We start from the raw sequence: 13,653 nt of genomic DNA, 5'->3' as shown, positions 1-13,653 counted from the left end.
ATCCTGATGAAAACAACACGCTTCTACCTCCGATGGGCGGGATTGATAGTGATAACCTTGGCCGCACTTGCAGCACAGGCCTCGACAACTGTGGTGAATTTGTCCAAGGGACAGGCACAAGCATTTCATGTAAATAAAGTGATAGGCTCGGTATTCATTGCTGATCCTGCTATTGCTGATTATCAGGTAATCGATAAACAGAAGGTGGTCGCATTCGGTAAAACGGTGGGATCCACGTCTTTGTTGGTTTTTGATGAAGAAGGAAAGACCATAACTTCACGACAGTTGATTGTGAATCAGAGCATGGTTCATATTCAACAACAAATACAGCTTCGTTATCCGGAACTAGAAGTGTCTATTTATAACTTAGCAGAGCAAGTGGTGCTGAGCGGTCTTGTAGCGAGTGAGGAGCAGAAACAGGACATAGAGCGATTGGTTGGGGAGTTGTTAGCCAAGCCTTCTACCCAAGACGAGATAGAGTGGGATACAGGAGAAGAAACGTACAACCTCGGTTTTATGCGCCGCTATCGCTATGAGGGTATTGTAAACAACTTAGAAGTCGCGACAACCAAGCAGGTGAACGTTCAGCTTACGGTGGCAGAAGTATCAAACTCGTTCATGGAAAAGTTTGGCGTTGACTTTAGCTCTGGTGGCCAAGGCAGTGGCATTTTTGTTAATCCGTTAAAGAGCTTTAGTGCTAGCGATATTATCACAGTAATCAGTGCTGTCGGTGATGATAATGTTGGGCAGGTTCTCGCAGAACCCAACTTATCAGTGCTTTCTGGTGAAACCGCTAGCTTTCTTGTCGGTGGTGAATTGCCTGTCGTCACACGCATTGATGGCGGCGTAAACGTTCAATACCGCGAGTACGGGGTTAAGTTAGAGCTCGCAGCGGATGTGCGACGCGATGATAAGATCAAACTCGCATTGATGCCTGAAGTGAGCTCGCTCGATCAGCAATTTAGCAACGATGCTTACGATTTGCCGGCCTTAAAAACCCGCAGAGCACGGACCACGGTTGAGCTGGGTGATGGTGAGAGCTTTGTTCTGGGTGGTTTGCTCAATAGCGAAGAGCGGGAGTCATTATCCAAGATACCTTTTGTCGGTGATATACCTATCTTAGGTGCGCTATTTCGTCATACAGAAACGCAGCGTAATAAAACCGAACTTGTCATCATTGCTAAGGTGAATTTGGTCAAGCCAATTGAATCTGATCAAGTTGTTATCCCTCGTATTCAGCGTACGTCAACGCTAGAACGGTTCTTCGCGCTGGATGCTGTGCCTGAGCAGGCGCCATTGCGACAATGGCTACGTAAAGGAGGCTTTATCCAATGAGAAGTCCAATAATATGGGTTCTTTTTACTGTGTTAGTGATTGGGCTCACTGCTTGCACGCCTGCCTATCAAACAGAAGGTGTGAGAGTGTCTTTGGCTCCTGTAACGTATAAGCTGTCTTTATCGGCAAAGTCTAGCACTGGGGACACCAGTTTTGATGAGTTTATCCGTTTTGTATCCCATCATCAGTCACTGATATTAACGCAACCCATACACTTAAATTACAGCTCGAAAGCAGGCGCTAAAAAAACTGTAAAAGCGCGCAACTACCTTCTGGCTCAAGGGGTTGATAAAAATAATATCCACGAAAAGGCAATGCCGCTGGGAGAGAGCGATTGGCAAGTAGCTTTGCGTTCTTATCAAGTTCAGACTGAGAGTTGTGATCCAGTAACAATCGCCGATATTCACCCAAAGAAAAGCGGTTGTGTATTAACCCACAATCAATGGCTGTCAAAAGTGCATCCTGAAAAAGGGGTAAGTGCCCCAGATACTAGTCATGAACAAGGCAATTATTGATGTTTGATCTCGTTGATATACTAAAGAGCAATCAGTCGCAGCAAGATGACAAAGATAAGATAACCTCAGTTCTCTTCTATCAAACCGAGCCTTGCCGCTCTCTTGTTGAAGAGGCCTTTAGGTTTGAAGGCGTCTCTGCGCCTGAAATATGTAAAAACTCAGACATGGTCATTACGGATCATGTCCGCCAGCAGAGTGTTGAGATTGTCTTGGTTGAGCTCAATAGTAGCCAAGATGTGACGGGTGATGCGCGTCGAATTAGCCACTTACTACCTAGTCATGCTTCTGTGATAGTCATTGGTAGTGAAGATGCAATCTCAACGATTCGTAACCTCAAAGAGATGGGGTTTTATTACTTGTTCTGGCCCATTACTAAGCAAGAGCTAATCGATTTTGTTCGTAGTGTGAGTGATAATCGGCAGAGAAATCGCGGTGTAGGACAAAATAGGCGTGCCAAGCGGATCTCTGTGGTTGGCGCAAAAGGAGGGGTTGGCACAACCCTAGTTGCCTCTGAATTAGCCCATCAACTGGTTTCAGAAAAAAAGGCATCCTGTATCGTTGTGGATCACAACTACACCAGTGGTGATTTGGATATCATGCTCGGTATAAAAAAATTTGAAAAGCGGGAGGTGCAAAAAGGCGCATTTTCATCAAGTCTTGACTTATCTTCCGCCCAGAGCCTACTGACCAAACACAATGAGATGCTCTCTGTCCTCGCATTGTGCTCCTCGCAGTATAGCGCTGATGAGTTGAATGATTATCACAATAGCGCCGCTGACATCCTATCGTCTGAATGTAACTTTATTATCGAGGATGTATCCGGATCATCGGGTTTTACGCATCGGAATCAACAGCGTTGGCTTAGCAGTGATTGTATTATTCTGGTCCTTACGCCAACGGTTGCGGCCTTGCGAGACGCTGGTCGCTTAAAGTTAAGTATTGATTCGATGGATGAAAACGCTCGACCTCGTTTGATCGTTGTTGTAAACAATAATTTTCCTGGAAAGTTTGCAACCGTTACCGAAGATGACATTGAAAAGTTTTTGCAATGCGCTGTCGATGTGAATATCCCTTTTAATGGAAAAATAGGAGAATTATTACTCGAGGGAGAGCGTATAGCACGAGCAAAGGTCAATGCCTCCGGGCCGATACACAAACTCGCTTCGCTAGTTGTGGGCGAGTCAGTGGAAGCATATTCAACCTTAGCAAAGCTAACCAACCTTTTTAGCAGAAAGAGGCAAGCTGAGTGATTGGCACCAAAGAAGTTTATGTCAAGATTCGCAAACAGGTTTTTGATGCTTTGGATCCAAATGTTGTCGCCGATGTTTCGCGAGAGGAGCTTGAGAAACAATTAGAAAGTGCTGTTGAGCTATTGATCAACCGAGAACAATGGCCACTGAGCAGTACTGTAAAAAAAGAATTTGTTAAATACTTAACGGATGAGCTGATTGGCTTAGGTCCGTTACAAAACCTGATGGACGATGAAACAATCACGGACATTATGATCAATGGCCCTGATTCCGTTTATATTGAGYGCAATGGCCTGGTTGAGCGCGCACCTGTTACTTTCATCGACGAGAATCAGCTACGAGAAATTGCAAAGCGTATTGCCTCTCGCGTCGGGCGTCGAGTTGATGAATCCTCACCCACTTGTGATGCGCGCCTAGAAGATGGTAGCCGTGTGAATATCGTTATCCCACCGATATCGATTGATGGAACGGCGATTTCTATCCGTAAGTTTAAAAAACAAAGTATCGATCTTCAGAAGCTTTGTGAATTTGGGGCTATGAGCCCTGAAATGGCGCAATTGTTAATGATTGCCGCACATTGTCGCCTAAATGTATTGATATCAGGTGGTACGGGGTCGGGTAAAACGACGATGCTCAATGCGTTGTCACAATTTATCGGTGAAAACGAGCGCATTATTACGATAGAGGATGCGGCTGAATTACGCTTACAACAACCACATGTTGTTCGCTTAGAAACGCGGACCGCTGGGATTGAAAACACAGGTCTAGTCGATCAGCGCGATCTGGTTATCAACTCACTCCGGATGCGTCCTGATAGAATCATTGTTGGTGAGTGTCGTGGTGCTGAAGCCTTTGAGATGCTCCAAGCCATGAATACTGGCCACGATGGCTCCATGTCGACGCTTCATGCCAATACACCGCGTGATGCATTAGCCAGGGTTGAGTCGATGGTGATGATGGCTAATAGCAACTTACCGCTTGAAGCGATCAGGCGTACCATAGTCAGTGCTGTTGATTTAGTGATACAAATCAGCCGATTGCATGATGGCAGTCGTAAAGTGATGAGCATAACCGAAGTGGTTGGGCTAGAGGGTAGTAACGTCGTCATGGAAGAAATCTTCCGTTTTCAGCCTATGTATCAGCAATCTTCTGATGGGAAAGTGCGCGGTAACTACGTGACTGCTGGTTTGATGCAACGGTCAGTATTGATGGAAAAAGCCCGCTTCTTTGGTCTGGAAGAAAAGCTCTCATCTGCGTTCAAAGCTGGAGAGGAAAGATGATTTATTTGGTTATGCTTGTGATCGGTGTCGGGCTGCTAATCATCCCTTGGCTTAAAAAACGTAAGCGCTATGACTACCTTGAGGAGTTTAATCAAACAGAGTTTGTGGAATCGGTAGTCGCAAACCAACAAGCTGTTGACTTGAGATCACTTGCGGATAGAAGTCTGTGGGAGGAGTTATTACTTCGCTGGAGTAACTTTAAGAAGCAACTAGGAACGCGACCGGTTTTAAAGCTGGTGGCGTTGCTTTGTGGACTTATTTTCGCCTCTGTTTATTTTAATCGCCAGTTTTTGCGTGAGCCTCTATGGCTCGTCACACCTGTCATTGTTCTAGTGGGTATGTTGACTTTCTATCGCTGGTTACAAGCCCGAGAGCGTAAAATGTTTGAAACTGAATTCCCTGATGCGCTCAATATGATGACGAGTGCTGTATCAGCTGGTGAGAGCATTATGCATGCTATCTTATATGTCGGAAGTACTCTGGAAGGCGATATTGGCCGTGAGTTTCGTATTATGGGTAAGCGTTTACAGTTAGGTGAATCACCAGATGAAGTTTTTCGTAAGTCATGCCGTCGTTACCCTTACCCATCTTTTTATTTTTTCGTTATTACTTTGCGTGCCAATATGCAAAGAGGAGGGCAGCTTAAAGAAATCATGATGAGGTTGAACCGCATGATGTTTAATGCTCGCTCTATAGAGAAGAAAAAATTCGCACTCACTTCCGAGGCGAGAACATCCGCCAAAATAGTTGCTGCTATTCCTTTTTTCTTTCTTTTCATCTTGCAGTATCTTAGCCCAGAAAACTTTGAGTTTGTTATGTTCGACCCGGATGGAAAAGTCATTCTTTACTACGTATTGATCAGTGAAGCAATTGGCATTGCCATTGTGTGGGGATTAATGAAAAGCGTTCGCTAATACAGGGTAGTAATTATGTCGCAGCAGCAATGGCTTTTTTTGGCTTTAATACTTATCGGTTGTGTGATAGCGCTTCGTGGTTTACGTCAGTCAATGAAACAAAAGCGTTTCCGGGAATTTAGCGTAAATTCGGCAAGCGAGAGAAAGTTTGATTTTTGGGAGCGCTTTGGAAACGTCCTCAGCCAACTCGTCTCAAGTGATAAACAAGATATGGAGCAAAAGTTTCTAGCGGCAGGGATCTACGACACACGTTTGAGCAAGTTTTTTATGCCTGCGAAATATATGTTACTAATAGCAGGAGCATCATCAATATATCTAATTGGCCAATTACAACAGTGGTCAAGTAGATGGCTACTTATTGTAGAAATATTATGGCTTGTATTGACGATTATTGGACCTGACGCCTACTTGAGTATTCGAAAAAAGGCATTGGTAAAAGCGATTTCAAACAAACTACCATACATGTTAGACCTGATGGCGGTTTGTGTACAAACTGGGATGACGATTGAAGCATCTATTACCTATTTGTCGCGGGAAATGGCAGCTTTTGACCGTGATTTGAGTTTCTTGCTTACAAGGGTGAATGAACGCTCAAGAATAGTGGGTCTCGAGCAGGCGCTAGAAGAGCTCTATATGCGTGTTCCTTCCAATGAAATGCGTAGCTTCGTGATGACTCTCAACCAGAGTTTGCAATATGGAACGTCTATTTATGGTGTTCTAACGACGCTTTCATCAGATATTCGTGAAGTGCAATTACTTCAAATAGAAGAAAAAATTGGTCAGTTGGCCGCAAAAATGTCGATCCCCTTAATCGTCTTTATTATGGTACCTATAGTAATTCTCATTGCGGCGCCAGGAATTATGAGGATGTTAGCTAATGCTTGACCTTTTCGTATGGAAGTCTTTTCCATTTCTACGGTTACTCGTGCCTAGTCTTGTTCTTATTATTACAGGGTGTGTAGGGAATGTCCCACCTCAGGAAAAGACGTTAACTAATGAGCAAGTTCTGGAGAGTAGTGGTAATGACCTTGAAATCATTGATTTGTACAAAAATCAGCTGAAAGAAAAAGAATCGAAGGAAGTGAGGATAAAGCTGGTAAAGCGATATCTAGAGATTAAAGATTATGATTCGGCTCGCTTCTACCTCTCACCGCTTCTTCAACAGCTTGACGCAAAAGACCCTACAGATAGCAATGTTTTACTACTCGCTGGAAAGGTTTCACTTGGGCTAGAACAATGGGCTAAGGCAAGAAAGCATTTAATCAAGGTTCAGCAACTTACGCCCTCGAATAGCGAATCAGCGAATCTTCTTGGCATACTCTCTGCCCGAGAGGGAAACTTTACGGTTGCACGAGAGTGGTTTAACCATGCGCGTAGCAATATGGCGGATGACCGTACTATCAAAAACAATTTAGCGCTACTTGATGTGTTTGAGGAGCGCTATATAGAGGCTTTACGTCGACTACAGCCTGTACCAGATTTGAGACAATTATCAGATAGAACACGTGTTACGCTGTCATTGATCTATGCTAAAACTGATCAATATTCGGCATTTGAGGTGTTAACAGACAATATGGCCAAGAGTGATCGTGTATCGCTTTACCAACAACTGCAAGCACTACCGGTCGCGGATTTCCCGGCGATTCTTGGGGATAATGCTAATTATGGTTCGGTAAAGATACCTAATGACGTAGAACCGAAGCCGCCCCAACTGAGCGAACGCCGGCCGTCTGCCTCCTCTTTATCTGTGCGGACAGGTGGCGAACAGGCAAATAGTAAAGTGGTTGCAGACGTGATCAACGGAGTACCGATGGGTAGTCCTGATTACGAGGTAGAGGCCAATCAATGATGTTAAAAAAGCGAAACGCTCCCAGCCGGCACTCTGGCGTCGCAACGATTGAGTTTGTTGGCGGCTTTTTTGCGTTTTGGCTAATGTGTGCCGCCTGGGTGGAAATGAGTTTTATGTCGTATGTGTCAGCCTTAGGGGATCTTGCGATTTCGAGAGCCGCACAGCATGCGAAAAAACAACAAACTGAAGATTTTCTGACCGTATTTAAACAAACCCTTAATGATGATAGTAGCCTTTGGCATGCGTTGATCGATGTCGATAATTACCGGATCAGTGTCCAATATGTGGATAAATATAACACACTGGCCACGATCACAGAGGGGTGTGAGCCTGAAGATGAAGACGATAGAGAAGCCGTGTGTGGTGAGCCTGAGCAAGCGCCGATTGCCATTTATAACGTCAGTTATGACTATCAACCTATCTTTAATTTATTTTTAGATAAAAATACCCTTTTTTCCCGTGAAATGATCGTGATACAGGAATACCAACGTGAAACCTTTGCGCTTTAAGTCTCATCAGCAAGGCAACTTTACCGTCGAGTTTGCTATCGTCGGGATTTTCTTCGCGTTACTTTTGGTGTTCAGTGCCGATATCATCATTAAATTGAGCGTTAAAGGTAAGCTCGAGCGTATGGCTTTCTCTGCAGCTAATATCATTAAAGAGCGCACTGAGCTGTTTGGTGAGGACGATTTTGAAGTGGGTAGTGCTCAAGCCGAAGAAGCTTACACCATTGTCAAAAACTCCCTCACGCGCACGATGAGTAACTTTGACAGTACCCAACTCGGATTTTCGCTTCATGTTCGTCAAGGAGTTGGGGACACAGACGAAGAGGATCAAACCAAGATCATTAGCCAGTGGTCTGCGCCTTCTGGAACCCTGTGCCAAGCAGCACCGCCGAGTAAAGATCTCAGCTTTACCACGACCTTTGGTCGCCCCGCTACCTTGTATCAAGTGACTTTGTGCTACGACACCGATAATTGGTATGGCGATCTGATTGGCGAAGACTTCTCGCGTGTATCGTCGCGCGCCGTAGTAATGGGGAGATAGTTTATGCGTTCACAACAAGGTTTTGCTCACTCAGCCCCTGGCTACTATCGTCAGCAGCAAGGGCATGCAGCCATTTTATTCGCCCTATTTATTCCGATATTGTTTGGCATTTTTACCCTAGGTACCGATGGTGCGCGAGCAGTGCAAGACAAGGCGCGCCTAGAGGAGGCGGTTGAAGTGGCAACGCTTGCTATTGCGGGTCAAAATGCTGACGATATTAACGTTCAAAGACAGACCGCTAAGGCGTATATCGCTTACTATTTTCCTCAAGCAAGGATAAGAGACAACGAGCTCCAAATAACGAAAATATCTTGTGATATGAATCCGTCCTGTGATGAAAAAGATCCCAATCAACAACCTTTTTTTGAATATCAGTTAAGAGCCAATTTGGAACAGACTTCCTGGTTTCCAGGAAATGCAGCAATCATAGGTTTTGGAGATGATTATGATGTAGCAGGTCAATCTGTGGCGAGAAAGTATCAATCCGAAGCTGTTGATGTGGCGTTAGTCTCAGATTTCTCTGCCTCTATGTATGAGTATTGGGATGGTGGTAGAAAACGAAAGTATCAAGACTTGAAAGATATAATTTCTGAAGTGGCTGATGAGATAGAAAAATATAATAGCTTTTTTTCTGAAGCGCAAAATGAAATAGCTTTTGTTGGATATGACTTTTATTCATCCCACTGGTCTAACTCAAGAAGAAAGTTTGTTAGACACCTCAAATTCTCTCGCTATAGTAACTACCACCTTAATGAGAGCCGTCCAGGCTCAAGGCCAAATGATATCGACTATTCGGGTACAGTTGAAGATATTTTTTCCACGAACAGCTCCGCTCATGAGGCTTTGGATAAATGGGAAGTAACAAATGTATCCTACTTTTATAATTTGCCTTTAACCAGTAATGTAGAGGGCTTTAAGTCTAATGTTTCTCAGTTCTATGTCCCCACTAGTACCGGAAGTGGCACATCATCTTATGCGGGGATTATCCGAGGGGCTCAAATCCTGAAAGAAGGAACGAACCCAAGACGCTTACTCGTGGTTCTGTCAGATGGAGAGGACTCTAACCGAACAGTCACTCAACGTCTCATCGACCAAGGCTTATGTTCGACTATTTATGACGGATTAAACGAGAGCAAAAATGGAGTAAACATTAAAGCGCGTATGGTAGTGGTTGGCTTTGACTATGATGTTTTCGAACACCCAGAGCTTAAAAACTGTGTTGGTCGAGATAATATCTATCAAGCACAAGATAGAGCAGCTATCAAGAACAAAATATTAGAGCTAATCTCTGAAGAAATCGGCCACCTCGCCCCATAAAAAGGAGTATCCAATGACTAAATGGATTAATATTGCGCTCGTACTGAGCCTTCCCAATATTGTGTGGGCGAATGATGCCTTATTTGATACCTACTGCGTCATGCAAGAGGGGTCGGCTCATTATCAGGTGACGACCGGTGACGGCTTCACCGCGCGCACCTATCAGGATAATAAACTACTCGCGGTTGCACCCCAAACCACCGCCAATCACCAGTGGCTGGTAGCAAAAATTGATGCACTTGATGTGTCGCCAAAGTGTGCCAGTTTTATTAAAAGTCATGCCTATTGGCAGCAAGCGCCCAATTCTCCGGTAGCGCGTGTGCATTTCGATTTTGATACGTCGCATGTCTCTTCCCAAGGCCAAGCGATTCTGCAACGCTTAGTACAGGCGTTAGCAAAGCACCCATCACAGGTCTCGGTCACCGGTCATACTGATAATATCGGCAGCGCACACTATAACCAGCAACTGTCACAACGACGGGCGAACGCGGTTGTCCCCTTTATTCCGTCTGCTGATGGCAACACAATGACGCTGGACGGGCAAGGTGAAATGCAACCTGCTGCGACCAATCACACCGAGCAAGGGCGCGCTATTAATCGCCGTGTCGAAATTGATGTTTTTTAGCAACCTTTATGTCGAAAGTCATTTTATTATTGAAGCGGGAATGGCTGCTTTTTAAGCAAGCAGCTCTACCCAATTTAGGGGTTATCGTACACGGAAGTGTACTCACGCTGTCCTTAGTGCTATATAATATTTTTGTTAATGGCAGTTTCTCCTTTGCAGATGGCTCTTATTTCCCTTATCTAAAAATACTCTTTGAGGTGGTGCTGTCACTGTTCTTGGTGGGTTATTTTATATATCTAGTTGTTATTAGGGAAAAACAACCAATCAGGCGGTTTGGTCATCTGATTAAGTCTGTTTTTACTAGACGTTATTATATTTTATCAGGTCTTTTCTTGCTTTATGCAATAGCCTTCTTTATGAGTGCCTTTTCAACGGCAAAGGTATCAGTATATACAGTTGGAGAGTTTGCATGGGATAGTGCGTTTGTTGAGATGGATCGACTCCTTTTCTTCGGGGAAGATGCTTGGCTTTTTTTTGATTGGCTGTACCAATATCCAGTCTTTATAATGCTACTTAACCTCTTTTATAACGTATGGCTTTTTGCTGTCCTCGGTGTTTTTGCGTTTTTTTGCTTTCAACCGCCGAGTCGGGTGAGAAATACGTACTTATGCTCTTGGCTTGTATGTTGGGTGGCTTTAGGTGTAGTGTGTGCAACCCTTTTATCCTCTGCTGGACCTGCCTTTTTCTCTCGCGTTCATCCAGGTTTAGCAGTTGAACCTTATCAGCATTTGATGGAGAGGTTGCGAAGTATCGACGCTTACCTTATCGCCTCGGATTATCCCTTTCCGCTATGGGCGTTATCTATGCAAGACTGGCTATACAATCTTCACGTAGAGCAAGGTGTCAAAGCGGGAGCTGGCATTTCAGCAATGCCAAGCATGCACGTTTCAATGGCTGTGTTGATGGCTTTAGGATTAACGCGTGTTAAAAAATGGCTTGGCATTATCTTTTGGTTATATGCTTTTATTATTTATATCGGCTCTTTTTTATTAGCGTGGCATTATGCAGTAGATGGTATTATGAGCGTTATATTGACGTTACTCATCTGGTTTGTTACTGGTTGGTTCATAAAAGATCCCAAAAGGGTGAGCCCATATTAATAGCCATTGTACAGTACTTAAGGCTCACCTCTTTTATTAGATATTGTCTGACTATTCTTCTCGAAGCGCTTTTGCTGCGGCGACCATGTTTTCTAGGGCCGGGATTACTTCATCCCATTGCCGGGTCTTTAATCCACAGTCCGGGTTCACCCACAACCTTTCTTCGGGGATCCGCGCAGCGGCTTTGTTCATCAAGCCCACAATTTGTGCTTGAGTGGGCGTATTGGGGGAATGAATATCGTAAACGCCTGGGCCGATGTCATTGGGATAATCAAAGTGATCAAACGCGTCCAGCAGTTCCATATCCGAGCGTGAGGTTTCAATGGTGATGACGTCAGCGTCCATATCCGCAATCGATGCAATGATGTCGTTAAACTCGGAGTAGCACATATGGGTGTGGATTTGCGTCTCGTCACTCACGCCATTAGCCGCAATTTTAAACGCATTGATGGCCCAGTCGAGATAGTGTTGCCATTCACTGCGACGCAGAGGTAGGCCTTCACGCAGGGCTGCTTCATCAATCTGAATGATCTTGGTTCCAGCTTTCTCGAGATCTTGCACCTCTTGACGGATCGCCAGCGCCAGCTGGTTACAGGTTTGCGATCGTGGCTGATCATCGCGGACAAACGACCAGTTGAGAATCGTCACCGGTCCGGTAAGCATGCCCTTGAGCGGCTTATCGGTGAGAGATTGTGCGTACTGCGTCCATTCTACAGTCATTGCTTTCGGGCGTTCGATATCACCAAATAAAATCGGCGGCTTCACACAGCGAGAGCCATACGATTGCACCCAACCGAACTGGCTAAACACATAACCATCCAATTGTTCGCCAAAGTATTCCACCATGTCATTACGCTCGGCTTCACCGTGGACCAAGACATCGAGCCCGAGAGCTTCTTGTTTGTCGACCGCATGGGCGATCTCTTTGCGCATGATGTCCTGATAGGTCACCGCATCAATCTCGCCTTTTTTGTATTGTAAGCGCGTTTGGCGAATGGTGCTCGTCTGCGGGAATGAGCCAATGGTAGTGGTTGGGAAGCGTGGCAGGTTGAGCTGCTCGTGTTGCAAGCGAATGCGTTCTGCAAACGGGCGTTGTCGCTTACCCAGATGCGGTGTAATCGCCGCCAATGCAGCTTGCACATTAGGGTTGTGCACGCGTGGTGACTGCTGACGACTCTCAATAGCTTGGCGGTTGTCGGCCAGTGCTTGTTGAACGCTTAGCTTGCCATGGTTGAGCGCGTTGGCAAGCACATCCAATTCATCAAGCTTTTGATGGGCAAAGGCGAGCCAGTTTTTTACTTCAGGATCGAGCTTGTGTTCGCTGGTCAAATCGACGGGCACATGGAGCAATGAACAAGAGGGGGCGAGCCAGAGACGATCGCCCAGTGCTTGGTGAATGGGTTCAAGCCAAGCTAGCGTGGCATTAAGATCGGTTTTCCAAACGTTACGGCCGTTAATCACACCAAGAGACAGAACTTGGTGATCGCCAAGTGCTTCTTGGTACGACGCAACATCCCCTCGGCCACGAATCGCATCGAGGTGCCAACCGTCAACGGGCAAGGATTGCGCCAATTGACGATTTTCAGCTTGCTCGCCGAAGTAGCTTGCCAGCAATAACTTCACGTTGGTTTGGCTTAGCGTCTGATACGCGGTTTTTATTGCTGTTTGCCACGCAGGGGCAAGCTCAGTGACCAAAATAGGCTCATCGATTTGAACCCATTCAACACCTTGTTCTGCCAGCGTGCTCAGGAGCGATTGATAAACTGGCAAGAGTTCATCAAGCAGATCCAGCTTGTTAGAAGCATCTTTTTCTTTACCTAACCACAGATACGTGACGGGGCCGACTAAAACAGGTTTAGCCTGAACACCGGTTTGTTTGGCTTCTTCTATTTGCGCCAATAGATTTTCAGCATGCAAGCTAAAGGTGGTTTTCGCGGTAAATTCTGGCACGATGTAGTGATAGTTGGTGTCAAACCATTTGGTCATTTCACCAGCGTGGACACACTGGCAGCCAGTATCGTTCGCCGAGCGGCCACGGGCGACGCGGAAATAGTTATCGAGGGTGTTATCTTGATGATCAGCCACACGATCAGGGACATTGCCGACTAAAAAGCTGGTGTCGAGTACATGGTCATAAAAGGAAAAGTCACCCGCTGGAACGGCATCGAGCTTACCTTGTTGTTGCCAATGGGTACGGCGTAGAGCCGCCGCAGTATTGGTTAAATCTTGCTGGGATGATTCGCCACGCCAGTAACGTTCGAGTGCAAATTTTAGTTCGCGCTGTGCCCCTATGCGGGGAAAACCGAGGTTATGAGTTTTAGCCATCTATACGTCCTCCTTTAAGTTGAGTTCAGCATAGGGCTTTCTCGTTATGAACTAAAATGGCATTATTTCATCAATTAATGAAATTTGGTCATGGAA

13 protein-coding genes are annotated in these 13,653 nt (G+C 45.3%); 12 read left to right on the top strand and 1 reads right to left on the bottom strand.

Annotated elements, in window-relative coordinates; all coding sequences use genetic code 11:
* Positions 1 to 6 precede the first annotated feature (6 nt).
* The 12 genes from BZG23_RS06395 to BZG23_RS06340 are packed head-to-tail and all read left to right on the top strand — an operon-like array spanning position 7 to position 11,232.
* Positions 7 to 1,335 carry a type II and III secretion system protein family protein gene (locus tag BZG23_RS06395; RefSeq protein ID WP_077606472.1) on the top strand — a complete coding sequence of 443 codons (1,329 nt, stop codon included), beginning with the start codon at positions 7 to 9 and terminating at the stop codon, positions 1,333 to 1,335.
* Positions 1,332 to 1,850 (top strand): hypothetical protein, encoded by a 519-nt coding sequence (locus BZG23_RS06390; protein ID WP_131825372.1) that lies wholly within the window; start codon positions 1,332 to 1,334, stop codon positions 1,848 to 1,850. Before BZG23_RS06395 ends, BZG23_RS06390 begins: the two co-directional genes overlap by 4 nt.
* Positions 1,850 to 3,100 (top strand): AAA family ATPase, encoded by a 1,251-nt coding sequence (locus BZG23_RS06385; protein ID WP_077606470.1) that lies wholly within the window; start codon positions 1,850 to 1,852, stop codon positions 3,098 to 3,100. The genes BZG23_RS06390 and BZG23_RS06385 overlap by 1 nt, the downstream gene beginning before the upstream one ends.
* Positions 3,097 to 4,380 carry a CpaF family protein gene (locus tag BZG23_RS06380; RefSeq protein WP_108743708.1) on the top strand — a complete coding sequence of 428 codons (1,284 nt, stop codon included), beginning with the start codon at positions 3,097 to 3,099 and terminating at the stop codon, positions 4,378 to 4,380. Before BZG23_RS06385 ends, BZG23_RS06380 begins: the two co-directional genes overlap by 4 nt.
* Positions 4,377 to 5,294, top strand: coding sequence for a type II secretion system F family protein (locus BZG23_RS06375; RefSeq protein ID WP_077606469.1), 918 nt, complete (start codon positions 4,377 to 4,379; stop codon positions 5,292 to 5,294). Before BZG23_RS06380 ends, BZG23_RS06375 begins: the two co-directional genes overlap by 4 nt.
* Before the next feature lie 15 nt (positions 5,295 to 5,309).
* Positions 5,310 to 6,179 (top strand): type II secretion system F family protein, encoded by an 870-nt coding sequence (locus BZG23_RS06370; protein WP_077606468.1) that lies wholly within the window; start codon positions 5,310 to 5,312, stop codon positions 6,177 to 6,179.
* Positions 6,172 to 7,143 (top strand): tetratricopeptide repeat protein, encoded by a 972-nt coding sequence (locus BZG23_RS06365; protein WP_077606467.1) that lies wholly within the window; start codon positions 6,172 to 6,174, stop codon positions 7,141 to 7,143. The genes BZG23_RS06370 and BZG23_RS06365 overlap by 8 nt, the downstream gene beginning before the upstream one ends.
* A complete protein-coding gene (locus BZG23_RS06360; RefSeq protein WP_241837187.1) occupies positions 7,140 to 7,652 on the top strand; it encodes a pilus assembly protein in 513 nt (170 codons plus the stop codon). Before BZG23_RS06365 ends, BZG23_RS06360 begins: the two co-directional genes overlap by 4 nt.
* Entirely contained in the window at positions 7,633 to 8,190 is a 558-nt protein-coding gene (gene tadF, locus BZG23_RS06355; RefSeq protein WP_077606466.1) for a tight adherence pilus pseudopilin TadF, read from the top strand. Before BZG23_RS06360 ends, tadF begins: the two co-directional genes overlap by 20 nt.
* Positions 8,191 to 8,193: 3 nt before the next feature.
* Positions 8,194 to 9,507 (top strand): TadE/TadG family type IV pilus assembly protein, encoded by a 1,314-nt coding sequence (locus BZG23_RS06350; RefSeq protein WP_077606465.1) that lies wholly within the window; start codon positions 8,194 to 8,196, stop codon positions 9,505 to 9,507.
* A 13-nt stretch (positions 9,508 to 9,520) separates the two neighbouring features.
* Positions 9,521 to 10,132, top strand: coding sequence for an OmpA family protein (locus tag BZG23_RS06345; protein WP_077606464.1), 612 nt, complete (start codon positions 9,521 to 9,523; stop codon positions 10,130 to 10,132).
* An 8-nt stretch (positions 10,133 to 10,140) separates the two neighbouring features.
* Positions 10,141 to 11,232, top strand: a complete 1,092-nt coding sequence (locus BZG23_RS06340; protein WP_077606463.1) for a phosphatase PAP2 family protein — start codon at positions 10,141 to 10,143, stop codon at positions 11,230 to 11,232.
* Positions 11,233 to 11,283: 51 nt separating this feature from the next.
* On the opposite strand, the gene metE is transcribed toward BZG23_RS06340, so the two are convergent.
* Positions 11,284 to 13,557 (bottom strand): 5-methyltetrahydropteroyltriglutamate--homocysteine S-methyltransferase, encoded by a 2,274-nt coding sequence (gene metE / locus BZG23_RS06335; protein WP_077606462.1) that lies wholly within the window; start codon positions 13,555 to 13,557, stop codon positions 11,284 to 11,286.
* Positions 13,558 to 13,653 lie beyond the last annotated feature (96 nt).

This window comes from Salinivibrio sp. ML290 (assembly GCF_001995695.1).
Taxonomy (GTDB): Bacteria; Pseudomonadota; Gammaproteobacteria; order Enterobacterales; family Vibrionaceae; genus Salinivibrio; species Salinivibrio siamensis.
This window is presented reverse-complemented; position numbering and strand designations above follow the sequence as displayed.